Origin of the sequence: Variovorax sp. J31P207 (assembly GCF_030316965.1) — a bacterium.
GTDB lineage: Bacteria > Pseudomonadota > Gammaproteobacteria > Burkholderiales > Burkholderiaceae_C > Variovorax > Variovorax ginsengisoli_B.
Genome location: NZ_JASZYN010000003.1, coordinates 433149 through 455753, shown reverse-complemented (window position 1 = coordinate 455753; position 22605 = coordinate 433149). Strand labels below are relative to the sequence as shown.

Sequence of the window (22605 nt, the reverse complement as noted above, 5' to 3'; positions counted from 1 at the left end):
GGTAAAACAGGCCCATGACCTTCTCTCCTTCTCATTCGCGCCGCGGCGCCCTGGCGCTGGCCGCGAGCGCCGCGCTCGCCCTCCTGGCCGGGCCCGCCGCAGCCCAGTCCACCTGGCCGACCAAGCCGGTGCGCATCGTCGTGCCCTTTGCCCCCGGCGGCACCACCGACATCCTGGCGCGCGCCGTCGCGCCCGAGTTGTCGAGGGCCTTCGGCCAGCAGTTCATCGTCGACAACCGCGCCGGCGCCGGCGGCAACGTGGGCGCCGAGATCGTCGCCCGGGCCCCGAACGACGGCTACACGCTGCTCATGGGCACGGTCGGCACCCACGGCATCAACCGGGCGCTCTACCCCAAGCTGCCCTACGACCCGATCAAGGACTTCGTGCCGATCACGCTGGTCGCTGCGGTGCCGAACGTGATGGAAATGAACGTCGACAAGGCGAAGGCCCTGAACATCAACAACGTGGCCGACTTCGTCAAGTACGCCAAGGCCAACCCCGGCAAGCTCAACATGGCGTCGAGCGGCAGCGGCACCTCGATCCACCTGGCGGGCGAGTTGTTCAAGAGCATGACCGGCAGCTACATGACCCACATCCCGTACCGCGGCTCGGGTCCGGCGCTGATGGACATGGTCGGCGGCAACGCCGACGTGATGTTCGACAACCTGCCCTCCTCGATGCAGCAGATCAAGGGCGGCAAGCTCAAGGCGCTGGCCGTGACCAGCGCCCAGCGCTCGCCGGCCCTGCCCGACGTGCCCACCGTCGAGGAAGCCGGCGGCCCCGCGCTCAAGGGCTACGAGGCCAGCTCCTGGTTCGGCCTGCTGGCGCCGGCCGGCACGCCGCCGGACATCGTCAACCGCGTCCAGCAGGAAGTGGCCAAGGCGCTGAACTCCCCGGCCGTCAAAGAAAAGCTGGTCGCCCAGGGCGCGATCCCGAGCGGCAATTCACCGGCCGATTTCGCCAAGCTGATCGACGCCGAGCACGTCAAGTGGGCGAAGGTCGTCAAGGCCTCCGGGGCGAAAGTGGACTGACCCCCAGGCGAGCTAAACCTCCCAGATCACGTCTTTTCCGTCAGCGAGGGAGTCCTTGAGCATGTGAAGCAGGGGCGTCGCCCGCTGGCGCAGGCCGACGTGCTGCTTTTCGGCCTCGTTGTCGTGCCCTTCCACCGCGTAGGCGTCGGCGTTGTGGAGGTTTTCGCCTTCGCGCGCCATGGCGGCCTCGAGTGCCGCGATGGCGGCCGGCATCTGGTCGGTCGTGATCACGCCCTTCGGGGCCGGCGCCCGGCCGATGATCTCGAACAACTGACGCGCGTTCACCTCGAGCATCACGAAGGGGGGCGTGGCCCGCGATTGGAATCGATACAGCATGGAGCCTCTCTTTACTTGTTGTAGATGTAGTCGCGGGTGAAAGGGTACTCCGATTGCGCGCCGCGCAGCGACCGCGCGTCGACCTGGCCGTCGGGCCTGGTCGACAGCATCTGGTGCAGCGAGATCCAGCCCTGCTCGAAGCTCATCGCCGAACCGGCCAGGTAGAGCCGGTAGGCGCGCAGGATCCGCTCGGCATTCTCGGCCTGGCGGCCGCCGCTCTTCTGCAGCACCTGGCGCGCCTCGTCGAGCCGGCCCTCCAGCGTGTCGGACCAGGCCCACAGCGTGCGCGCGTAGTGCGGCCGCAGGTTCTCGGTGTCGACCATCTCGAGCCCAGCCGCCGCGGTCTCGCGCAGCACGTGGGTCACGTGCAGCAGTTCGCCGCCCGGGAAGATGTACTTCTCGATGAAGTCGCCCATGCCGGCGCCGAGCTGCTGGTAGTCGAGCTGGCCCGAGGTGATGCCGTGGTTCATCACCAGCCCGCCGGGCGCCAGCAGCGCATGCAGCTTGCGGAAATAGGTCCCCATGTTGGCGCTGCCCACATGCTCGAACATGCCCACCGAGGAGATCTTGTCGAAGGGCTGGGCGACGTCAAGCTGCCGGTAGTCGCGCAGCTCGACCCGAACCCGGCCCCCCAGCCCCTTCTCGTCGATCAGGCGCTGCACATGGGCGTGCTGGTTCTTCGACAGCGTGATGCCGGTGGCATCCACCCCGTAGTGCTCGGCCGCCCACATGAGCAGCGCGCCCCAGCCCGAGCCGATGTCCAGGTAGCGCTCGCCCGGCCTCAGCATCAGCTTGCGGCAGATGTGGTCGAGCTTGGCCTCCTGGGCCTGGGCCAGCGTCATGTCCGTGTCACGGAAGTAGGCGCACGAATAGACCCGCCGCGGATCGAGCCACAGGGCGTAGAAATCGTCCGAGACGTCGTAGTGGAATTCGATCTGGGCCGCGTCCTTGCCCAGCGAATGCGAGCCGCGCGACTTGGCGCGGCGCTGCAGGCGGCTCCACCACCCGGTGTTGGTCTCGGCCGGATTGCCGGGCAGCAGCCCGACCGCGGCATCGATCAGGTCGCGCATGGCGCCCTCGATCTGGACCCGGCCCTCCACATAGGCCTCGCCGATGGCGCCGATCTGGCGGCGCCCCAGCTTGGCCAGTTCGGACCAGTCCTTGAAGGCCAGGGTGACCCGGGCGCCGGCCTGGGCGACCTGCCGGCCATCGGGGAGCTGCAGCGCGATGGGAACGGACAGCGAGGAAAGCTGGGACTCGATCTTCGGGATCAGGCTTTGCATACAGAACATTCTTGCCAGTGGAAACGGCCTCGTCAACCGCAGGGGCATGGAACTTCGGGCTTCCCATGGTTGACACGAGATCGTTTATGTCTAAACTATTTATCCATGAATAGCTTTACCCCGAATCTTCGCCGCGTGCTGTGCATCGGCGGTGGCCCCGCAGGGCTCTACTTCGCGCTGCTGATGAAGGCCCGCCAGCCTTCTCTGGAGATCACGGTGATCGAGCGAAACCGCCCGTTCGACACCTTCGGCTGGGGCGTGGTGCTGAGCGACCAGACGCTGGCCAACCTGGCCGCGGCCGACGCGCCGACCGCCACGCTGATCGGTAACGAGTTCCATCACTGGGATGACATCCAGGTCTTCTTCAAGGGCCGGCAGGTGCGCTCGGGCGGCCACGGCTTCTGCGGCATCGGCCGCAAGCGGCTGCTCAACATCCTGCAGGAGCGCTGCCTCGAGCTCGGCGTCAACCTGGTGTTCGAGACCGACGCCACCGACGACCAGGCCCTGGCGGCGCAATACAAGGCCGACCTCGTGATCGCCAGCGACGGGCTCAACAGCCGCATCCGCCAGCGCTACGCCGAGGTCTACCAGCCCGACATCGACCTGCGCAAGTGCCGCTTCGTCTGGCTCGGCACCCACCAGACCTTCGACGCCTTCACCTTCGCCTTCGAACAGACCGAGCACGGCTGGTTCCAGGCCCACGCCTACCAGTTCGACGACAAGACCTCGACCTTCATCGTCGAGACGCCCGAGGCGGTCTGGCAGGCCCACGGGCTCGACAAGATGGAGCAGCCCGAGGCCATCGCCTTCTGCGAGAAGCTGTTCGCCAAGTACCTGGGCGGCCACGCGCTGATCAGCAACGCCACCCACCTGCGCGGCTCGGCCAACTGGATCCGCTTCCCGCGCGTGGTCTGCAACCACTGGACGCACCGGATCGAGGTCGACGGCCGGACGGTGCCGGTGGTGCTGATGGGCGACGCCGCCCACACCGCGCACTTCTCGATCGGCTCCGGCACCAAGCTGGCGCTCGAAGACGCGATCGACCTCGCCAACGAGTTCGAAACCGGCGGCGACATCGACCCGGTGCTCGAAGCCTACGAGGCCCGCCGCAGCGTCGAGGTACTCAAGATCCAGAACGCGGCGCGCAACTCCACCGAATGGTTCGAGAACGTGCCGCGCTACACCGGCATGGAGATCGAGCAGTTCGCCTATTCGCTGCTCACGCGCTCGCAGCGCATCAGCCACGAAAACCTGCGGCTGCGCGACACGCAGTGGCTGGGCGGCTACGAGCAGTGGCTGTCGGGCGGCAAGCCGATCGCACCGATGCTGATGCCGCTCAAGGTGCGCGGCCTCGAGCTCAAGAACCGCATCGTCGTCTCGCCCATGGCCACCTACAGCGCGGTCGACGGCGTGCCGCAGGACTTCCTGCTGGTGCACCTGGGCGCCCGTGCGCTCGGCGGCGCCGCGATGGTGATGGTCGAGATGACCAGCCCGACGCCCGAAGGCCGCATCACGCCCGGCTGCACCGGGCTCTACAACGACGCCCAGCAGGCGGCCTTCCAGCGCATCGTCGACTTCGTCCATGCGCAGTCGAGCGCCAAGATCGGCATGCAGCTCGGCCACAGCGGTCCCAAGGGCTCGACCCAGCTCGGCTGGGAAGTCACCGACGAGCCGCTCGCCTCCGGCAACTGGCCGCTGCTGTCGGCCAGCGCGCTGGCCTACGGCGAGCAGAACCAGCTGCCGGCCGCGATGACCCGCGAGCAGATGGACCAGATGCGCGACCAGTTCGTTGCCTCCACCCGCCGCGCCGCCGAGATCGGCTTCGACTGGCTCGAACTGCACTGCGCCCACGGCTACCTGCTGTCGGCCTTCCTGAGCCCGCTGACCAATTTGCGCACTGACGACTACGGCGGCAGCCTCGAGAACCGCCTGCGCTACCCGCTCGAGGTGTTCCGCGCCATGCGCGCCGCCTGGCCGGCCGAGCGCCCGATGAGCGTGCGCATCTCGGCCCACGACTGGGCGCCGGGCGGCAACACCGACGCCGACGCGGTGGCCATGGCGCGCGCCTTCAAGGAAGCCGGCGCCGACTTCATCGACGTCTCCTCGGGCCAGACCACCCGGGCCGCCAAGCCGGTGTATGGCCGCATGTACCAGACGCCTTTCGCCGATCGGATCCGCAACGAAGTCGGCATCTCGACCATCGCGGTCGGCGCCATCACCGACGCCGACCAGGCCAACAGCATCATCGCGGCCGGCCGTGCCGACCTCTGCGCGATCGCCCGGCCGCACCTGGCCGATCCGGCCTGGACCTTGCACGAGGCCGCCAAGCTGCAGAGCCGCGAGGTCGCCTGGCCGAAGCAGTACCTGAGCGGGCGCGACCAGATGTACCGCGAGATCGCCAAGCAGCAGCAGCTGGCGGCGGCGCTGGCGGCCGCTCCGCGCGCGGCCGAAGAGGAACAGTGATGGACCTCGAAGCACGCGCCCACAGCGAGCACCCGGACGAGCTCCGGCTCTGGCTGCGCCTGCTGACCTGCACTCAGCTGATCGAGAAGCAGGTGCGCAACGAGCTGCGCGAGCAGTTCGCCACCACGCTGCCGCGCTTCGACCTGATGTCGCAGCTCGAACGCGCGCCCGAGGGGCTCAAGATGAACGAGCTGTCGCGCCGCATGATGGTCACGGGCGGCAACGTCACCGGCATCACCGACCAGCTGGTCACCGAAGGCCTCGTCGAGCGCGTCGATGTCGCGGGCGACCGCCGGGCCTGGCGGGTGCGCCTCACGGCGCGCGGCCGCAAGCTCTTCAACGACATGGCGCAACAGCACGAGGCCTGGATCTGCGACGCCTTCGCGTCGCTGAGCCCGAAAGAAATCAACCAGCTCCACAAGCTGCTCGGCAAGGTCAAGCAGCACTCGCATCAACAAATGGCGGAGGCCCTATGAAGCACTACATCGGCGCGGCAAGTCCCATGCGCGCACAGTTCGAACCCAAGGCCGGCTACCAGGCCGAGCATTTCTCGTGGGCCTTCGAGGCCGGCGTCGGCACCATCACGCTGAACCGCCCCGAGCGCAAGAACCCGCTCACCTTCGACTCCTACGGCGAGCTGCGCGACCTGTTCCGGGCCCTGAACTACGCCACCGACGTCAAGGCGATCGTCGTCACGGGCGCCGGCGGCAATTTCTGCTCGGGCGGCGACGTCCACGAGATCATCGGCCCGCTGACCCGCATGACGATGCCCGAGCTGCTCGAGTTCACCCGCATGACCGGCGACCTCGTGAAGGCGATCCGCCACTGCCCGCAGCCGATCGTCGGCGCCATCGACGGCGTCTGCGCCGGCGCCGGCGCCATGATCGCGCTGGCCTGCGACCTGCGCTACGGCTCGCCCGCGACCAAGACCGCCTTCCTGTTCACGCGGGTCGGCCTGGCCGGCGCCGACATGGGCGCCTGCGCCCTGCTGCCGCGTGTGATCGGCCAGGGCCGCGCCTCCGAGCTGCTGTTCACCGGCCGCGCGATGACCGCGCAGGAGGGCCAGGCCTGGGGCTTCTTCAACGCCCTGCACGACAGCGACGCCCTGCTCGCCGCCGCCACCGCGGTCGCCCGCGACCTGGCCGAAGGCCCGAGCTTCGCCCACGGCATGACCAAGACCATGCTGTCGCAGGAATGGTCGATGACCATCGACCAGGCGATCGAATCCGAAGCCCAGGCCCAGGCGATCTGCATGCAGACTGAAGACTTCAAGCGTGCCTACGAGGCCTTCTCGGCCAAGCGCAAGCCCGCCTTCCAGGGAGACTGACCGCATGGCCGCATCCGCTGTAGATCCTTCGACGGCGCATCTCGCGCTGCCCTTCTTCGACGAGGCGCACCGCGCCCTCGCCCGCGAGCTGCTGCCCTGGGCCGCGGCCCAGGCGGTGGACGAGCGCGACGATCGCGCCGCCTGCCGCGACTGGGTGCGCCGGCTCGGCGACGGCGGCTGGCTGCGCTACTGCGTGCCCGCCGCCTCGGGCGGCGCGCTCGAGCGCCTCGACTCGCGCGCCCTGGTGCTGCTGCGCGAGACGCTGGCCTTCCACTCGCCGCTGGCCGATTTCGCCTTCGCGATGCAGGGGCTGGGCAGCGGCGCCATCACGCTCGCCGGCAGCGCCGCGCAGCAGGCCGGCTACCTGGAGCCGGTCGGGCGCGGCGACAAGATCGCCGCCTTCGCGCTCAGCGAGCCCGAGGCCGGCTCCGACGTCGGCGCGATGGCGATGCGCGCCGAGCCGACGGCCGACGGCTGGCGCCTCACGGGCGAGAAGACCTGGATCAGCAACGGCGGGATCGCCGACTTCTACTGCGTCTTCGCCAAGACCGATCCGGCCGCCGGCTCGCGCGGCATCACCGCCTTCATCGTCGACGCCAGCACGCCCGGTCTCGACACCTCGGCCCACATCGAGGTGATGGCGCCGCATCCGCTGGCAACCCTGCGCTTCGACGGCTGCACGGTGCCGCGCACGGCCCAGCTCGGCGAGCTCAACGGCGGCTTCAAGCTGGCGATGCGCACGCTCGACATCTTCCGCGCCTCGGTGGCGGGTGCGGCGCTCGGCATGGCGCGGCGAGCCCTCGCCGAAGCCATCCAGCACGCCCAGAAGCGCAAGATGTTCGGCCAGACCCTGGCCGACTTCCAGCTCACCCAAGCCAAGCTCGGCGAGATGGCGGCGCTGATCGACAGCGCCGCGCTGCTGACCTACCGCGCAGCCTGGATGCGCGACGACAGCGAGCGCCGCGGCGCACCCGCCGTCGGCGACCTGACTGCCGCCGCCGCGATGGCCAAGATGTGCGCCACCGAGAACGCCAGCCGCGTGATCGACATGGCGCTGCAGATGCACGGCGGCCTCGGCGTCAAGGTCGGAACCAAGGTCGAGAGCCTCTACCGCGACATCCGTTCGCTGCGCATCTACGAGGGCGCGACCGAAGTCCAGCAACTGATCATCGGCAAGGCCGTCTTGAGGCAAAAATGACCTACAGCGCGCAGACCGACCGTTTCGTGCATGACCGCCTGCCGCCGGCCGATCAATTGCCGATCTTCCGCTACGACCTGCCCGAGCTGCAGTTGCCCGACCGGCTGAACCTGGTCGAGGAACTGCTCGACAAGGCGCTCGACCGGGGCTTCGGCGACCGGCCGATGCTGCGCTCCCCGGGGCGCACCCTCAGCTATGCCGAGTCGGCGCTCGAGGTCAACCGGATCGCCCAGGTGCTGACCGATGACCTCGGTCTGGTGCCGGGCAACCGGGTGCTGCTGCGCGGCGGCAATTCGATCTCGATGGCGCTGGCGTGGCTGGCCGTGGTCAAGGCCGGCATGGTCGCGGTCGCAACCATGCCGCTCCTGCGCGCCAAGGAACTCGGCGAGATCATCGACAAGGCGCAGCCCACCGTCGCGCTGTGCGAGGGCAAGCTGCTCGACGAGCTGGAGGCCGCGCAGCGTGCGCATCCCGTGCTGCGCACCATCGTCGCCTTCAACCGGCTCGACGCACCCGACTCGCTGACCACCCGCGCGGCGGCCAAGAGCGGCGTCTTCCCGGCCTGTCCGACGGCGGCCGACGACATCGCCCTGCTGGCCTTCACCTCGGGCACCACCGGCAAGCCCAAGGCCCCGGTCACGACGCACCGCGACGTGCTGGCGATGTGCCAGACCTGGCCGCGCCACGTACTCAAGGCACGCAGCGACGACATCGTGATCGGCTCGCCGCCGCTGGCCTTCACCTTCGGGCTCGGCGGCCTGCTGGTGTTTCCGATGTGGGCCGGCGCCTCGGTGTACTTTCACGACAAGGGCTACACGCCCCAGAGCATGGTCGAGGTGATCCGCGCGATCGGCGCCACCATCTGCTACACGGCGCCCACTTTCTATCGCCAGATGGCCGCCTTCGCCAAGGCCGCGGGCGTGCCCAGCCTGCGGATCAGCGTGAGCGCCGGCGAGGCCCTGCCCGACGCCACCCGCCAGCAATGGAAGGAGGCCACCGGCCTCGAGATGGTCGACGGCATCGGCGGCACCGAGGTCTTCCACATCTACATCTCGGCCGCCGGCGACGAGGTCCGGCGCGGCGCGGTCGGCAAGGCGGTGCCGGGCTTCACGGCCCGGATCGTCGACGACGAAGGGCGCGAGGTACCGCGCGGCACGGTCGGCAAGCTGGCCATCATCGGGCCGGTCGGCTGCCGCTACCTCGACGACCCGCGCCAGGCGGACTACGTGCGCGACGGCTGGAACTACCCCGGCGACGCCTTCGTCGAAGACGAGGACGGCTATTTCTTCTACCAGTCGCGCGCCGACGACATGATCGTCACCGCCGGCTACAACGTCGGCGGCCCGGAAGTCGAAGATGCGCTGCTCAAGCATCCGGCTGTGGCCGAGTGCGGCGTGATCGGCAAGCCCGACGACGAGCGCGGCATGATCGTCAAGGCGTTCTGCGTGCTGAAGCCCGGACACACGGGCGACGCCGCACTGACCAAGGCGCTGCAGGAGCACGTCAAGGCCACCATCGCACCGTACAAATACCCGCGAGAAATCACCTTCGTGGCCAACCTGCCGCGCACCGAGACCGGAAAACTCCAGAGATTCAAATTGAGGCAAATGACATGATCAAGCACCTTCAACCTCCAGGCTGGCTGCCCCCCAAGGGCTATGCGAACGGCATCGCCGCGCGCGGCACGCAAATATTCGTCGGCGGCCAGATCGGCTGGAATTCGCAGCAGCAATTCGAGACCGATGATTTCATCGCGCAGACGGGCCAGGCGCTGCGCAATATCGTCGAGGTGTTGCGCGAAGCCGGCGCAGGTCCGGAGCACATGGTGCGCATGACCTGGTACATCACCGACCGCGACGAGTACAACAGCCGCCTCGGCGAGTTGGGGCCGGTCTACCGCGAGGCCGTGGGCCGCAATTTCCCGGCGATGACCTGCGTCCAGGTGGCCAAGCTGGTCGAGGCGCGGGCCAAGGTCGAGATCGAGGTCACGGCGGTCATCCCGGACTGACTCCGGGGGCGACACCTGCGGGCCGACGGAGCCGGTTCGCGGTGTTTCACGAAGGCCCCGCGGCATCGCAGGGCCGTGAATTCCAAAAACCCAAAAACAAAAAAGCCCACTTGAAAGTGGGCTTTTTTGCTTCGTCGACAACCTTTTTGGGGCTATCGGGAATTTGGTTGCGCGAGCAAGATTTGAACTTGCGACCTTTGGGTTATGAGCCCAACGAGCTACCAGGCTGCTCCATCGCGCGGCAAGATTGAATTATATACTATTCTGCGGCGTTTTGCGAGTCGTCCGAAGATTCTGTCACTTCGGGACGATCGACCAGTTCGACCAGGGCCATGGGCGCGTTGTCGCCGACGCGGAAACCCATTTTCAGGATGCGCGTGTAGCCGCCGGGACGTGCCTGGTAGCGGGGGCCGAGCTCGCCGAACAGCTTGACGACCATGTCGCGGTCGCGCAGGCGGTCGAAGGCGAGGCGCTTGTTGGCGACCGTCGGCTTCTTGGCCAGTGTGATCATCGGTTCGATGACGCGGCGCAGTTCCTTGGCCTTGGGGAGCGTGGTCTTGATGGCCTCATGCTCGATGAGCGAGTTCATCATGTTCTGCAGCATCGCGAGGCGGTGCGAGCTGGTGCGGTTGAGTTTGCGGAGTCCGTGACCGTGACGCATGGTGTGTTTTCCTTTACCTTTTAAATTCGTCCAGCCGTATCAGGTACTGAACGTTCACCTAAATCAGAAGTTCAAGGCCTCCGAAGGAGGCCTTGTTATCCTCAATTATCTCTTATCGAGACCGGCCGGCGGCCAGCTCTCGAGCTTCATGCCCAAGGTGAGGCCGCGCGAGGCGAGCACTTCCTTGATTTCGTTGAGCGACTTGCGACCCAGGTTCGGGGTCTTGAGCAGCTCGTTCTCGGTGCGCTGGATCAGGTCACCGATGTAGTAGATGTTCTCGGCCTTCAGGCAGTTGGCCGAACGCACCGTGAGTTCGAGCTCGTCGACCGGGCGCAGCAGGATCGGGTCGAACTGCTGGGCGCTGCGCGGTGCCGGCGCATCGAACGCAGCGAGTTCGCCGCCTTCGAGCTGGGCGAACACAGCCAGTTGTTCCACCAGGATCTTGGCCGAGGCGCGAACTGCGTCTTCAGCGGTGATCGCACCGTTGGTCTCGATTTCGACCAGCAGCTTGTCGAGGTCGGTGCGCTGTTCGACACGGGCGCTTTCGACCGTGTAGCTCACGCGCTTGACCGGCGAGAACGAAGCGTCCAGCACGATCCGGCCGATCGACTTGGTCGGCTCGTCGGCATAGCGGCGCATCGTGCCGGGCACGTAGCCGCGGCCCTTCTCGACCTTGATCTGCATGTCGAGCTTGCCGCCTTGCGACAGGTGGGCGATCACGTGGTCCGGGTTGATGATCTCGACGTCGTGCGGCGTCTGGATGTCCGAAGCGGTGACCGGGCCTTCGCCGTCCTTGCGCAGGCTCAGCGTGACTTCATCGCGGTTGTGGAGCTTGAACACCACGCCCTTGAGGTTCAACAGGATGTTGACGACGTCTTCCTGCACGCCATCGATCGACGAGTACTCGTGCAGCACGCCGGCGATCGTGACTTCGGTGGCCGAGTAGCCGACCATCGACGACAGCAGGACGCGACGCAGTGCATTGCCGAGCGTGTGGCCGTAGCCGCGCTCGAACGGCTCGAGCGTGACCTTCGCCTTGTTGGGCGCGAGTTGCTCGACCTGGATGGTCTTGGGTTTCAGCAGGGTTGTTTGCATGCAGACTTCCTCTCAATACCCCCGGCTCGTTACACCGGTAAGGCTGGTGAAGCGCCCGCGGGGCGCAGCCCCGGCGGGAACAAAAATGACAAGGACGAGGCGCGAAGCGCCTCGTTATCCTCTGTTTAGCGCGAGTAGAGTTCGACGATCAGCGATTCGTTGATGTCGGCAGCGAATTCGTCGCGATCGGGGACCTTCTTGAAGGTGCCTTCCGCCTTGTCGGCGTTGACATCGACCCACGCCGGCATGCCCACCTGGGCGGCCAGCTGCAGCGCTTCGGCCACGCGGGTCTGCTTCTTCGACTTGTCGCGGACGGCGATCACGTCGCCGGTCTTGACCAGGTACGACGGGATGTTGACCGACTGGCCGTTCACCGTGATCGCCTTGTGCGACACCAGCTGGCGTGCTTCGGCGCGCGTCGAGCCGAAGCCCATGCGGTAGACCACGTTGTCCAGGCGCGATTCGAGGATGAACAGCAGGTTCGCGCCGGTGTTGCCGCGGCGGCGATCGGCTTCCTCGAAGTAGCGGCGGAACTGCTTCTCGAGCACGCCGTACATGCGCTTGACCTTCTGCTTTTCACGCAGTTGCAGGCCGAAGTCGGAGGTGCGCTGACCCGAGGTGCGGCCGTGCTGGCCGGGCTTGGAGTCGAACTTCGACTTGTCCTGGATCGAGCGGCGGGCGCTCTTCAGGAACAGGTCGGTGCCTTCGCGGCGGGAGAGTTTGGCCTTGGGGCCGAGGTAGCGTGCCACGTGATTTCCTTCTATGTCATCTGCCGCAGCGGAACTGCGGGAGCCATCGGCGGCGTGCCGACGGCGGTGGGCTTCGATAAAAACAAAAAATGCGCAGCCGCCGTGAAGCAGGCTGCGCCGGGCGCTGTCGCCTTAGATGCGACGGCGCTTCTGCGGACGGCAGCCGTTGTGCGGCACCGGGGTCACGTCGGCAATGGAGTTGATCCGGATGCCGAGCGCGGCCAGCGCGCGCACCGACGATTCGCGACCGGGGCCCGGGCCCTTGATCTCGACGTCGAGGTTCTTGATGCCTTGCTCGACCGCGGCGCGGCCGGCGACTTCGGATGCGACCTGCGCAGCGAACGGAGTCGACTTGCGCGAGCCCTTGAAGCCCTGACCACCCGACGATGCCCACGACAGGGCGTTGCCCTGGCGATCGGTGATCGTGATGATCGTGTTGTTGAACGAGGCGTGCACGTGCGCAATGCCGTCCGCAACGTTCTTGCGAACCTTCTTGCGAACGCGTTGTGCCGCGTTGTTGGCAGGAGCTTTAGCCATGGTCTATCCTTATTTCTTCAGGGACTGCGCTGCCTTGCGCGGACCCTTGCGGGTACGGGCATTCGTGCGCGTGCGCTGGCCGCGCATCGGCAGGCCGCGACGGTGACGGAAGCCGCGATAGCAGCCGATGTCCATCAAACGCTTGATGTTCATCGTCGTTTCGCGACGCAGGTCACCTTCGATGGTGAAGAGAGCGATCTGGTCGCGGATCTTTTCGAGATCGGCGTCGGTCAGATCCTTGATCTTCTTCGCATAGTCGATGCCGCTCGCTTCGCAGATCTTGCGTGCGCGAGTGCGACCGATGCCGAAAATGGCGGTCAGGCCGATTTCAGCGTGCTTGTGCGGCGGAATGTTGATGCCAGCAATACGTGCCATGTGCGTCCTCTAAATCTCTAACAATCAACCCTGGCGCTGCTTGTGGCGCGGGTCGGTACAGATCACACGCACCACACCCTTGCGGCGGATGATCTTGCAATTACGGCAGATGGTTTTGACCGAAGCCGAAACTCTCATTTCATTCTCCTAAAACTCTTGTTCAACTCGGCGAACCATTCGCCTGAAAATTCGTTGCGCTCAAAGACCCGTGACTACGATGTCTTGAAGTTGGCTTTCTTCAGCAGCGACTCGTACTGCTGCGACATCATGTAGTTCTGCACCTGGGCCATGAAGTCCATCGTCACGACCACGATGATCAGCAAGGACGTGCCGCCGAAATAGAACGGCACGTTGTACTTGAGGATCAGGAACTCCGGCAGCAGGCAGACGAAGGTGATGTACACCGCGCCGGCCAACGTCAGTCGAACCAGGATCTTGTCGATATAGCGTGCGGTCTGGTCACCCGGGCGGATACCCGGAATGAACGCACCGCTCTTCTTCAGGTTGTCGGCGGTTTCGCGGCTGTTGAACACCAGCGCCGTGTAGAAGAAGCAGAAGAACACGATCGCGGTGGCGTACAGCAGCACGTAGATCGGTTGACCCGGCTGCAGCGCGCTCGCGATGTCCTTGATCCAGCGCATGCTCTCGCCGGTGCTGAACCAGCCCACCACCGTGGTCGGCAGCAGGATGATCGACGAAGCGAAGATCGGCGGGATCACGCCGGCCATGTTCAGCTTCAGCGGCAGGTGCGACGACTGGCCGCCGTAGACCTTGTTGCCGACCTGGCGCCGCGCATAGTTCACGAGGATCTTGCGCTGGCCGCGTTCGACGAACACCACGAAGTAGGTCACCAGGACCACCACCGCGATGATGAAGAGCGCAACGATCGGGTTCATCGCACCGGTGGTCACCAGCGAAGCCAGACCGCCGATGGCGTTCGGAAGCCCCGCCGCGATACCCGCGAAGATCAGGATCGAGATGCCGTTGCCCAGGCCCCGCTCGGTGATCTGCTCGCCGAGCCACATCAGGAACATCGAGCCGGCCGTGAGGCTGACCATGGCCGTGATGCGGAAGCCGAAGCCGGGTGCGATGACCAGGCCGGCCGAGGACTCGAGCGCGACAGCGATGCTGAAGGACTGGAACAGGGCCAGTGCCAGGGCACCGTAGCGGGTGTACTGCGTGATCTTGCGCCGGCCGGCTTCGCCTTCTTTCTTGAGCTGCTCGAAGGTCGGCACCACGTAGGTCATCAGTTGCATGATGATCGACGCGGAGATGTACGGCATGATGCCCAACGCGAACACGGTGAAGCGCGACAGCGCACCGCCCGAGAACATGTTGAACAGGCTCAGGATGCCGCCCTGCTGACCTTGGAACAGCTGCGCCAGTTGGTCCGGGTTGATGCCCGGCACCGGAATGTGAGCTCCGATGCGATAGACCACGAGCGCGAGCAGCAAAAAGACGAGCCGGCGACGGAGGTCACCGAACTTGCCTGTTTTTGCGAGCGTTGCCGCGTTGGTTGCCACGAAGAACTTCTTTCAGTCCAGGGTGTTCAGGCGATGCTGCCGCCGGCGGCTTCGATCGCGGCCTTGGCGCCCGCGGTCGCACCGATGCCCGTCAGCTTGACGGCCTTGGTCAGTTCGCCGGTCTTGATGACCTTGACGACCTTGGCGATCTGGCCCACGAGACCGGCTTGCTTCAGTGCCAGCAGGTCGACTTCGGCCAGGCCGAGCTGCTCGAGAGCGGTCAGCGTGACTTCAGCGTTGTACTTGAGCAGTTGCGACTTGAAGCCGCGCTTCGGCAGACGGCGCTGCAGAGGCATCTGACCGCCTTCGAAGCCCACCTTGTGGAAACCGCCCGCACGCGACTTCTGACCCTTGTGACCGCGGCCTGCGGTCTTGCCGATGCCCGAGCCGATGCCGCGACCGACACGGCGCTTTGCATGCTTGGCGCCGTCGGCCGGCTTGATGCCATTGAGTTCCATATGCGTCTCTCTCGGTGCCGGTTAGAGCACTTTGACCAGATAACTGATCTTGTTGATCATGCCGCGCACTGCGGGCGTGTCCTGCAGCTCGCTCACGCTGTTGAGCTTGCGCAGGCCCAGGCCGCGCACGGTGGCGCGATGCGATTCCTTGGTGCCGATCGGGCTCTTGACCAATTGCACCTTGACGGTTTGTTGTTGCGTCATGTTGCTGCTCCTCAGGCGAAGAGTTCTTCGACGGTCAGGCCGCGCTTGGCAGCGACTTCTGACGCGGTCGTCGAGTTCTTCAGGCCGTCCAGGGTGGCGCGGACCATGTTGTAGGGGTTCGACGAACCATGGCTCTTGGCCACGATGTCGGTGATGCCCATGACTTCGAACACGGCGCGCATCGGGCCGCCGGCGATGATGCCGGTACCCTTGGGAGCCGGGATCATGACCACCGAGGCGGCGCCGTGGTGGCCCGTCACGCGGTGATGCAGCGTGCCGTTCTTGATCGAAATCTTGGCCAGGTTGCGACGGGCTTCTTCCATTGCCTTCTGCACTGCAGCGGGCACTTCCTTGGACTTGCCCTTGCCCATGCCGACGCGGCCGTCGCCGTCACCGACCACGGTGAGTGCTGCGAAACCGAGGATACGACCACCCTTCACCACCTTGGTGACGCGGTTGATCGCGATCATCTTCTCGCGCAGACCGTCCTCGGGGCCTTCGTTCTGCGTTCTTGCCTGAATCTTTGCCATTTTGAATCTCGTGTCCGGTTAGAACTGCAGGCCGGCTTCGCGGGCCGCTTCGGCCAGCGCCTTGACGCGGCCGTGGTAGGCGAAACCTGCGCGGTCGAAGGCGACCTTCTCGACGCCGGCTGCCTTCGCCTTTTCAGCGATGCGCTTGCCGATGGCGGTGGCCGCGGCTGCGGTGGCACCCTTGCCCGAAGCGCCCAGTGCGGTGCGCATTTCGGCTTCGGCCGTCGATGCGCTGGCAATCACCTTGGAGCCGTCGTCGGAGATGACGGTGGCGTAGATGTGCAGGTTGGTGCGGTTCACCGTCAGGCGCGCCACGCCTTGCGTCGCAATGCGGATGCGGGTCTGGCGCGAGCGGCGAAGGCGCTGTGCTTTTTTGGTCAACATCATTTTGCTGCCCCTTACTTCTTCTTGGTCTCTTTGATCGTGATCTTCTCGTCCGCGTAGCGGATGCCCTTGCCCTTGTAGGGCTCTGGCGGACGAATGGCACGGATCTCAGCGGCGACCTGGCCGACGCGCTGGCGGTCGGCACCCTTGATGATGATTTCGGTCGGGGTCGGCGTTGCCACCGTGATGCCTTGCGGCATGTCCTTGTTGACCGGGTGCGAGTAACCGACCTGCAGGTTCAGCTTGGCGCCTTGCGCCGCGGCCTTGAAGCCGACGCCGACCAGGTTGAGCTTCTTCTCGAAGCCCTTGGTCACGCCGACGACCATGTTGTTCACCAGCTGGCGGATCGTGCCGCTCAGCGCATTCGCTTCACGCGAATCGTTGGCGGGCTCGAAGCTCAGCTTGCCGTCGTTGTTGGCGACTTTCACCAGGGCGTTGCGGGCCAGGCTGAGCGAACCGCCCGAACCCTTGACGCTGATCTGGTCTTCCTTGATCGACACATCCACGCCTGCGGGGATGGCGATCGGCATTTTTCCTACTCGGGACATTTCAGTGACTCCTCGATGTCTCGGTTAGGCGACGTAGCACAGGACTTCGCCACCGACACCGGTAGCGCGCGCCTTGCGGTCGGTCATCACGCCCTGGGGGGTCGTGACGATGGCGACGCCGAGGCCGTTCTGGACTTGCGGAATGGCTTGCGCTGCCTTGTAGACACGCAGGCCGGGGCGGCTCACACGCTCGATGCGCTCGATGACCGGACGGCCAGCGTAGTACTTCAGCGTGATGACGAGTTCGGACTTGCCGGCTTCGGTCTTGACCTGGAAGCCGTCGATGTAGCCTTCGTCCTTCAGGACTTGCGCGATCGCGGTCTTCACCTTGGAAGACGGGACCGACACAGTGGGCTTCGCCACCATCTGCGCGTTACGGATACGCGTCAGCAGGTCGGCAATGGGATCACTCATGCTCATGTTGTTTGCTCCTGCCTGGCTTACCAGCTGGCCTTGGTGACACCGGGGATGTCGCCGTTGAATGCCAGTTCGCGGATCTTGGCGCGGCCCAGACCGAATTGACGGAAGGTGCCACGCGGACGACCAGTGATTTCGCAACGGTTGCGCTGACGCGTGGGGTTCGCGTTGCGCGGCAGCTTCTGCAGGCCCAGGCGGGCAGCAGCGCGCTCTTCGTCGCTCTTCTTGAAGTCGTTGGCGATCGCCTTGAGTTCGGCGTGCTTCGCGGCGTACTTGGCGACCAGGTTGTCGCGCTTGAGTTCGCGTTGGATCAAAGATGCTTTAGCCACAGGTCGCCTCAGTTCTTGAACGGGAAACGGAAGCCAGCGAGAAGCGCCTTGGCTTCTTCGTCGGTCTTGGCCGTCGTCGTGATGCTGATATTGAGACCGCGCAGGGCATCGACCTTGTCGTATTCGATCTCGGGGAAAATGATCTGCTCTTTGACGCCGATGTTGTAGTTGCCGCGGCCGTCGAAGGCACGACCCGAAATACCGCGGAAGTCACGCACGCGCGGCAGGGCCACGGTCACGAAACGATCGAGGAATTCGTACATCTGGACGCCGCGCAGCGTGACCATGCAGCCGATCGGCTGGTTTTCGCGGATCTTGAAACCGGCGATGGCCTTCTTCGACTTGGTGACCACGGGCTTCTGGCCGGCGATCTTGGTGAGGTCGGCAACGGCGTTGTCGAGCACCTTCTTGTCGGCGACCGCTTCGCCCACGCCCATGTTGAGCGTGATCTTGGTCAGGCGCGGAACCTGCATCGGCGAGGTGTAGCCGAACTTTTCGGTCAGGTCTTTCGCGACTTTTTCGCGATAGTGTTGTTGGAGGCGTGCCATGTGAGTGCTCCTTAGGCCAGCTTGATTTCTTCGCCGCTGGACTTGAAGACGCGCACGCGCTTGCCGTCCGTGACCTTGATGCCCACGCGATCGGCCTTGCCGGTCGCGGCATTGAAGATCGCCACGTTGGATTGATGAATCGGCATGGCCTTCTCGACGATGCCACCGGTCGTACCCTTGAGGGGGTTCGGCTTGGTGTGCTTCTTGACGAGGTTGATGCCTTCGATGATCAGATGGGAATCATCCTTGCGCAGCGACACAGTGCCGCGCTTGCCCTTGTCGCGCCCGGCCAACACGATGACCTGGTCGCCTTTGCGAATCTTGTTCATGGCGTAGTTGTCCTTACAGAACTTCGGGTGCCAGCGACACGATCTTCATGAACTTCTCGGTGCGCAGTTCGCGCGTGACCGGTCCGAAGATGCGGGTGCCGATGGGCTCCAGCTTGGCGTTGAGCAGCACGGCGGCATTGCCGTCGAACTTGACGAGCGAACCGTCGGCGCGACGGATGCCCTTGGCGGTGCGAACCACCACTGCACTGTAGATCTCGCCCTTCTTGACGCGACCGCGAGGAGCAGCTTCCTTGATGCTGACCTTGATGACGTCGCCCACGCTGGCATAACGCCGCTTGGAACCGCCGAGCACCTTGATACACAGGACGGATTTCGCGCCTGTGTTGTCGGCCACATCGAGCCGAGATTCTGTTTGGATCATGTCGTGATATTCCCAACTTGTACCGTTTGCTGGCTCGGACAATCCCGAATGGCAGCGCTGCGGTCAGTCTTGGGCCCGTCGTCCACACACCGAAACCACTCCGGCGCGCTTCCATTGGGCTGAAACTTGAAACTGCAAAATTTGCAGAAACACTCGTCGCCCCTAAAGTCAATCCTTTAAAAGCGAAGCCCGCGATTGTTGCATAGTCTTGGCGGGACGTCAACACCCTCCCTGCAACAAGGACGCGAGCCCGTAGACTCGCGGCGTGCCAGCCCGACCACCGACGCCCTTTTCCCGCCGCCGCCTGCTGCTGGCCGCGGTCGCCGCCGCCTTGGCGGCCTGCCGCAGCGGGGTGGCCGACCAGCCCGCCGCCCGAGAGGGCCAGGCGCTGCGGCTGCTGGCCGAGGCGCGCTGGCCCCACCGCATGGACTACCGTGGCAGCACCGTCGGCGGGCTGTCCGGCATCGACTACGACCGGGCCACGGGCGAATTCCTGCTCCTCAGCGACGACCGGTCCGATCTCGCGCCGGCACGTTTCTATAGTGCGCGCTGGGACGTCGAGGAGCGCCAGCCGCCGGAGGCCACCGGCGTCACATGGCTGCGACAGGCTGACGGCAGCCCCTGGCCCGCTCGCCGCGCCGCCAGCCCCGCGGTCCCGGTGGTCGACCCCGAAGCCATCCGTTGGCGGCCGGACACCGGCACGCTGCTCTGGACCAGCGAAGGCGACGTCCCCCGCGGCTTCGGCCCCGCGCTCTACGAGTCGCGGCGCGACGGGACGCTGGTGCGGGAGATCGCGCTGCCCGCGATGTTCGCGGCCGACCGCAGCAACCAGCGCGGCCCCAGGGACAATCTGAGCCTGGAGGGCCTGGGCCTGACGCCGGACGGCCGCCACGCCTGGGTGGCGATGGAGAACGCGCTGCGCCAGGACGGCCCGCCGCCCACGCTGCGCGCGCCCGGCGGCCCCTGCCGCTTCACCCGGATCGACCTGGCGAGCGGGCAGGCCACGCGCCAGATCGCCTACCTGCCCGACCCGATCCCGCTGCGCCCTTTGCTGCCGGGCACGCACGCCGACAACGGCGTGAGCGAGGTGCTGATGATCGACGGCCACCGGATGCTGGTGCTGGAGCGCGCCTATGCGGTCGGGGCCGGCAATTCGCTGCGGCTCTATGAGGTCGATACCCGCGACGCCAGCGACACCCTGGCCCTCGACACGCTGACCGCCGACAATCACCGTCCGGCGCCGAAGAAACTGGTGGCGGACTTCGCCGCGCTCGGGCTTTCGCGCCTGGACAACACCGAGGGCCTCTGCTGGGGCCCCGATCTGCCCGGCGGCCGCCGGATGCTGGTGGCGGTCAGCGACGACAATTTCAACCCCCTGCAGGTCACCCAGTTCGCAGCCTTCGAATTCACGGACAAGTCATGAACATCGCAGTCACCTTCCTGCCCCGCCAGGAGCCGACCCCCTTGCCCCCGATCGCCTTCATCGGCGGCGGCAACATGGCCAGCGCGATCATCGCCGGGCTGATCCGGCAGGACACGCCGGCCAGCACTTTCGAGGTGGTCGAGCCCTTCGCCGAGGCCCGCGAGCGCCTGGCGCGCGACTTCGGCATCGTCGCCCAGGCCGAGGCCGGCCCGGCCCTGGCGCGCTGCGAGCTCGTGGTCTGGGCGGTCAAGCCGCAGAGCTTTGCCGAGGCCGCCAAGCCGGTCCGCGGCCTGGCACCCGACGCCGTGCACCTGAGCGTCGCCGCCGGCATCCCCTCCGACAGCATCGCGCGCTGGCTCGGCACCGAGCGCGTGGTGCGCGCCATGCCCAACACGCCGGCCCTGGTGGGCCAGGGCATGACCGGGCTGTTCGCCCGCGAAGCCGTCGACGCGGCGGGCCGAAAGCGGGTCGAGCAGGTGCTGGGCGCCACCGGTGAGCTGCTCTGGGTCGCCGCCGAGGAGGCGCTCGACGCGGTCACCGCGATCTCTGGCTCCGGGCCGGCCTACGTGTTCTATTTCATCGAGGCCCTGACCGAGGTCGGCATCGAGCTGGGCCTGACACCGGAGCAGGCCCACCAGCTCGCGGTCGGCACCTTCTCGGGCGCCACGGCGCTGGCCGCCAGCGCCAGCGAGCCGCCCGCGGTGCTGCGCGCGCGCGTGACCTCCAAGGGCGGCACCACCTACGCGGCGATCACGTCGATGGAAAACGCCGACGTGGCCGGCAAGATCAAGGCCGCCGCCCGGGCCGCGCACCAGCGCGCCCGGGAACTGGGCGCGGAGTTCGGCAAGGCCTGAGCGGCCTCTTCTTTCAACGCAGGGCGTAGCCCGCCACCACGCCGACAAACACGGTGAAGCCCAGCCAGTGGTTGAGGCGGAAGGCCTTGAAGCAACCTTCGCGGGTCCGGTCGCGGATCAGGCGCCAGTGCCACAGCGCCTGCGCGGCGGCCGCGGCGATCGCCAGGTAGAACACCGGGCCCAGTCCCATGCCGGCGCCGATCACGGTCCAGACCACCAGGAACGTGAGGTAGCAGGCCATCACGATCGGGACGTCGAAGCGCCCGAAGGTGATGGCCGAGGTCTTCATGCCGATCAGCAGGTCGTCGTCGCGATCGACCATCGCGTACTCGGTGTCGTAGGCCAGCACCCAGAACAGGTTGCCCGCAAGCAGCCACCAGGCCAGCGCCGGCACCTCGGCCCGGACCGCGGAGAAGGCCATCGGGATGCCGAAACTGAAGGCGATGCCCAGCACCGCCTGCGGGATCGAGACGAAGCGCTTGGCGTAGGGATAGGCCAGCGTCACGGCCAGCGCCACGAAGGACCACAGCACCGTCGCCTGGTTGGTGGTGAGCACCAGCGCGAAGGCGCACAGCGCCAATGCCGCGCCCAGCGCCAGCGCCTCCTTGACCGAGATCGCGCCGCTCGTCACCGGCCGCTGCGCGGTGCGCTTGACGTGGCGGTCGAAGTCGCGGTCGGCGACGTCGTTGACGCAGCAGCCCGCGCTGCGCATCAGGAAGGTGCCGAGGACGAAGACCACCAGCAGGTGCCATCCGGGCCAGCCACCACCGGCGAACCACAGCGCGCCGAGGGTGGGCCAGAGCAGCAGCAGCCAGCCGGCCGGGCGGTTCCAGCGGATCAGGTCCAGGTAGAGCGCGAGGCGTCCGCGGCGGGGCTCGGACATGGGTGTAGCGGCAGCCGGCCCGGCGTCCTGCCCGGCCCCGGCCTGAGTGTCATTCTTCAAGGAGCGAACGCAGCATCCAGGCCGTCTGGTCGTGCACGGTGCAGCGGGCGGTCAGCATGTCGGCGGTCGGATCGTCGCCCGCTTCCTCGGCCACGGGAATGAACTCGCGCGCGATCCGCGACACGGTCTCGTGGCCCTTGACCAGGATCCGCACCATCTCCATGGCCTTGGGCGGCGTCTGCGGCACGTCGGGCACGGTGGCGATCTTGCTGAACTCCGCATAGGAGCCCGGGGCGTAGTGGCCCAGCGCGCGGATGCGCTCGGCGATCACGTCGGTCGAGCCCCACAGCTCGGTGTACTGCGTCATGAACATCGCGTGCAGCGAGTTGAAATGCGGACCGGTCACGTTCCAGTGGAAGTTGTGGGTCGTAAGGTACAGCGTGTAGGTGTCGGCCAGCACGCGGCTCAGGCCCTCGGCGATGGCTGCGCGGTCCTGGCGGTCGATGCCGATGTTGATGATCGGCGCGTTGCGGCTGCCCGATTCCTCGGCGACCTTGACCCCGCCTTTCTTCGGCACCTTGCCGGCGGAGGATGCTGGTGCAGGGGTGGCGGGCGACTTCGGCTTCTTGACGACTTTGGCCATGGCGACTGGACTTTCTTCAGAAGAGTTGACGACGACAGAGCCGCACTCTATCGCAGGTTCTCAGTGCGCCACCACGTGATCGCGTGA

General features: G+C 66.2%; 30 protein-coding genes and 1 tRNA gene. 9 read left to right on the top strand and 22 right to left on the bottom strand.

Features of this window, described 5'->3' with window-relative positions; all coding sequences use genetic code 11:
- Window positions 1-14: 14 nt before the first annotated feature.
- On the top strand, window positions 15-1031 hold the full coding sequence (locus QTI68_RS13455) for a Bug family tripartite tricarboxylate transporter substrate binding protein (RefSeq protein WP_286522007.1): 1017 nt from the start codon (window positions 15-17) through the stop codon (window positions 1029-1031).
- 12 nt (window positions 1032-1043) lie between these two features.
- Here QTI68_RS13455 and QTI68_RS13450 read toward each other — a convergent pair whose 3' ends face one another.
- Window positions 1044-1367 carry a DUF1840 domain-containing protein gene (locus QTI68_RS13450; protein ID WP_286522006.1) on the bottom strand — a complete coding sequence of 108 codons (324 nt, stop codon included), beginning with the start codon at window positions 1365-1367 and terminating at the stop codon, window positions 1044-1046.
- A gap of 11 nt (window positions 1368-1378) precedes the next feature.
- Window positions 1379-2650, bottom strand: a complete 1272-nt coding sequence (locus tag QTI68_RS13445; RefSeq protein ID WP_286522005.1) for a class I SAM-dependent methyltransferase — start codon at window positions 2648-2650, stop codon at window positions 1379-1381.
- Between the two features lie 105 nt (window positions 2651-2755).
- Between QTI68_RS13445 and QTI68_RS13440 the strand changes: the two genes are divergently transcribed.
- From QTI68_RS13440 to QTI68_RS13415, 6 genes are read left to right on the top strand one after another with little or no spacing between them, the layout of a single operon-like run.
- Window positions 2756-5113 carry a bifunctional salicylyl-CoA 5-hydroxylase/oxidoreductase gene (locus tag QTI68_RS13440; protein ID WP_286522004.1) on the top strand — a complete coding sequence of 786 codons (2358 nt, stop codon included), beginning with the start codon at window positions 2756-2758 and terminating at the stop codon, window positions 5111-5113.
- Complete coding sequence (locus QTI68_RS13435; RefSeq protein WP_286522003.1) at window positions 5113-5589, top strand: MarR family winged helix-turn-helix transcriptional regulator; 477 nt, start codon at window positions 5113-5115, stop codon at window positions 5587-5589. The genes QTI68_RS13440 and QTI68_RS13435 overlap by 1 nt, the downstream gene beginning before the upstream one ends.
- Window positions 5586-6440 (top strand): enoyl-CoA hydratase family protein, encoded by an 855-nt coding sequence (locus QTI68_RS13430; RefSeq protein ID WP_286522002.1) that lies wholly within the window; start codon window positions 5586-5588, stop codon window positions 6438-6440. Before QTI68_RS13435 ends, QTI68_RS13430 begins: the two co-directional genes overlap by 4 nt.
- 4 nt (window positions 6441-6444) lie before the next feature.
- On the top strand, window positions 6445-7638 hold the full coding sequence (locus tag QTI68_RS13425; RefSeq protein WP_286522001.1) for an acyl-CoA dehydrogenase family protein: 1194 nt from the start codon (window positions 6445-6447) through the stop codon (window positions 7636-7638).
- Window positions 7635-9254 carry an AMP-binding protein gene (locus QTI68_RS13420; protein ID WP_286522000.1) on the top strand — a complete coding sequence of 540 codons (1620 nt, stop codon included), beginning with the start codon at window positions 7635-7637 and terminating at the stop codon, window positions 9252-9254. The genes QTI68_RS13425 and QTI68_RS13420 overlap by 4 nt, the downstream gene beginning before the upstream one ends.
- On the top strand, window positions 9251-9646 hold the full coding sequence (locus tag QTI68_RS13415; protein ID WP_286521999.1) for a RidA family protein: 396 nt from the start codon (window positions 9251-9253) through the stop codon (window positions 9644-9646). Before QTI68_RS13420 ends, QTI68_RS13415 begins: the two co-directional genes overlap by 4 nt.
- A gap of 164 nt (window positions 9647-9810) precedes the next feature.
- Here QTI68_RS13415 and QTI68_RS13410 read toward each other — a convergent pair.
- The 18 genes from QTI68_RS13410 to rplN form a co-directional block, all read right to left on the bottom strand.
- Window positions 9811-9887, bottom strand: a tRNA-Met gene (locus tag QTI68_RS13410).
- Window positions 9888-9905: 18 nt separating this feature from the next.
- The gene (gene rplQ, locus QTI68_RS13405) at window positions 9906-10307 is read right to left on the bottom strand and encodes a 50S ribosomal protein L17 (RefSeq protein ID WP_286521998.1); all 402 of its coding nucleotides are present in this window, start codon (window positions 10305-10307) and stop codon (window positions 9906-9908) included.
- 105 nt (window positions 10308-10412) lie between these two features.
- A complete protein-coding gene (locus QTI68_RS13400) occupies window positions 10413-11402 on the bottom strand; it encodes a DNA-directed RNA polymerase subunit alpha (RefSeq protein WP_093382585.1) in 990 nt (329 codons plus the stop codon).
- Window positions 11403-11527: 125 nt separating this feature from the next.
- Entirely contained in the window at window positions 11528-12151 is a 624-nt protein-coding gene (gene rpsD, locus QTI68_RS13395) for a 30S ribosomal protein S4 (protein ID WP_286521997.1), read from the bottom strand.
- Window positions 12152-12283: 132 nt separating this feature from the next.
- Complete coding sequence (rpsK, locus tag QTI68_RS13390; RefSeq protein ID WP_009124825.1) at window positions 12284-12688, bottom strand: 30S ribosomal protein S11; 405 nt, start codon at window positions 12686-12688, stop codon at window positions 12284-12286.
- 9 nt (window positions 12689-12697) lie between these two features.
- The gene (gene rpsM, locus QTI68_RS13385) at window positions 12698-13063 is read right to left on the bottom strand and encodes a 30S ribosomal protein S13 (protein WP_286371094.1); all 366 of its coding nucleotides are present in this window, start codon (window positions 13061-13063) and stop codon (window positions 12698-12700) included.
- Between the two features lie 24 nt (window positions 13064-13087).
- Window positions 13088-13201: a 50S ribosomal protein L36 gene (rpmJ, locus tag QTI68_RS13380; protein WP_038201958.1), complete on the bottom strand. Its 114-nt coding sequence runs from the start codon at window positions 13199-13201 to the stop codon at window positions 13088-13090.
- 74 nt (window positions 13202-13275) lie between these two features.
- Window positions 13276-14586: a preprotein translocase subunit SecY gene (gene secY, locus QTI68_RS13375; RefSeq protein WP_286506520.1), complete on the bottom strand. Its 1311-nt coding sequence runs from the start codon at window positions 14584-14586 to the stop codon at window positions 13276-13278.
- A gap of 26 nt (window positions 14587-14612) precedes the next feature.
- Window positions 14613-15044 (bottom strand): 50S ribosomal protein L15, encoded by a 432-nt coding sequence (gene rplO / locus QTI68_RS13370; RefSeq protein WP_286506519.1) that lies wholly within the window; start codon window positions 15042-15044, stop codon window positions 14613-14615.
- A gap of 21 nt (window positions 15045-15065) precedes the next feature.
- Window positions 15066-15248, bottom strand: a complete 183-nt coding sequence (gene rpmD, locus QTI68_RS13365) for a 50S ribosomal protein L30 (protein ID WP_286371091.1) — start codon at window positions 15246-15248, stop codon at window positions 15066-15068.
- 11 nt (window positions 15249-15259) lie between these two features.
- Window positions 15260-15778, bottom strand: a complete 519-nt coding sequence (gene rpsE / locus QTI68_RS13360) for a 30S ribosomal protein S5 (RefSeq protein WP_028250822.1) — start codon at window positions 15776-15778, stop codon at window positions 15260-15262.
- A gap of 18 nt (window positions 15779-15796) precedes the next feature.
- A complete protein-coding gene (gene rplR, locus QTI68_RS13355) occupies window positions 15797-16162 on the bottom strand; it encodes a 50S ribosomal protein L18 (protein ID WP_286522277.1) in 366 nt (121 codons plus the stop codon).
- A gap of 14 nt (window positions 16163-16176) precedes the next feature.
- Window positions 16177-16710 carry a 50S ribosomal protein L6 gene (gene rplF, locus QTI68_RS13350; protein WP_286521996.1) on the bottom strand — a complete coding sequence of 178 codons (534 nt, stop codon included), beginning with the start codon at window positions 16708-16710 and terminating at the stop codon, window positions 16177-16179.
- A 24-nt stretch (window positions 16711-16734) separates the two neighbouring features.
- Window positions 16735-17130, bottom strand: coding sequence for a 30S ribosomal protein S8 (gene rpsH / locus QTI68_RS13345; protein ID WP_286521995.1), 396 nt, complete (start codon window positions 17128-17130; stop codon window positions 16735-16737).
- A 20-nt stretch (window positions 17131-17150) separates the two neighbouring features.
- Window positions 17151-17456, bottom strand: a complete 306-nt coding sequence (gene rpsN / locus QTI68_RS13340) for a 30S ribosomal protein S14 (RefSeq protein ID WP_286371088.1) — start codon at window positions 17454-17456, stop codon at window positions 17151-17153.
- Window positions 17457-17464: 8 nt separating this feature from the next.
- Window positions 17465-18004: a 50S ribosomal protein L5 gene (gene rplE / locus QTI68_RS13335; RefSeq protein ID WP_028250827.1), complete on the bottom strand. Its 540-nt coding sequence runs from the start codon at window positions 18002-18004 to the stop codon at window positions 17465-17467.
- An 11-nt stretch (window positions 18005-18015) separates the two neighbouring features.
- Window positions 18016-18333 (bottom strand): 50S ribosomal protein L24, encoded by a 318-nt coding sequence (gene rplX / locus QTI68_RS13330; RefSeq protein WP_286521994.1) that lies wholly within the window; start codon window positions 18331-18333, stop codon window positions 18016-18018.
- A gap of 13 nt (window positions 18334-18346) precedes the next feature.
- Window positions 18347-18715: a 50S ribosomal protein L14 gene (gene rplN / locus QTI68_RS13325; protein ID WP_068674584.1), complete on the bottom strand. Its 369-nt coding sequence runs from the start codon at window positions 18713-18715 to the stop codon at window positions 18347-18349.
- Between the two features lie 265 nt (window positions 18716-18980).
- Here rplN and QTI68_RS13320 point away from each other — a divergent pair, with 265 nt between their 5' ends.
- Together QTI68_RS13320 and proC are read left to right on the top strand one after the other, a co-directional pair.
- Window positions 18981-20138 carry an esterase-like activity of phytase family protein gene (locus QTI68_RS13320; protein ID WP_286521993.1) on the top strand — a complete coding sequence of 386 codons (1158 nt, stop codon included), beginning with the start codon at window positions 18981-18983 and terminating at the stop codon, window positions 20136-20138.
- Complete coding sequence (gene proC, locus QTI68_RS13315) at window positions 20135-20992, top strand: pyrroline-5-carboxylate reductase (RefSeq protein ID WP_286521992.1); 858 nt, start codon at window positions 20135-20137, stop codon at window positions 20990-20992. The genes QTI68_RS13320 and proC overlap by 4 nt, the downstream gene beginning before the upstream one ends.
- Before the next feature lie 13 nt (window positions 20993-21005).
- Here the strand turns inward: proC and ubiA are convergent, their stop codons facing one another.
- Both ubiA and QTI68_RS13305 read right to left on the bottom strand, forming a co-directional pair.
- Window positions 21006-21875: a 4-hydroxybenzoate octaprenyltransferase gene (ubiA, locus tag QTI68_RS13310; protein WP_286521991.1), complete on the bottom strand. Its 870-nt coding sequence runs from the start codon at window positions 21873-21875 to the stop codon at window positions 21006-21008.
- Window positions 21876-21924: 49 nt separating this feature from the next.
- Window positions 21925-22518 (bottom strand): Dps family protein, encoded by a 594-nt coding sequence (locus QTI68_RS13305; RefSeq protein ID WP_286521990.1) that lies wholly within the window; start codon window positions 22516-22518, stop codon window positions 21925-21927.
- Between the last annotated feature and the right edge of the window lie 87 nt (window positions 22519-22605).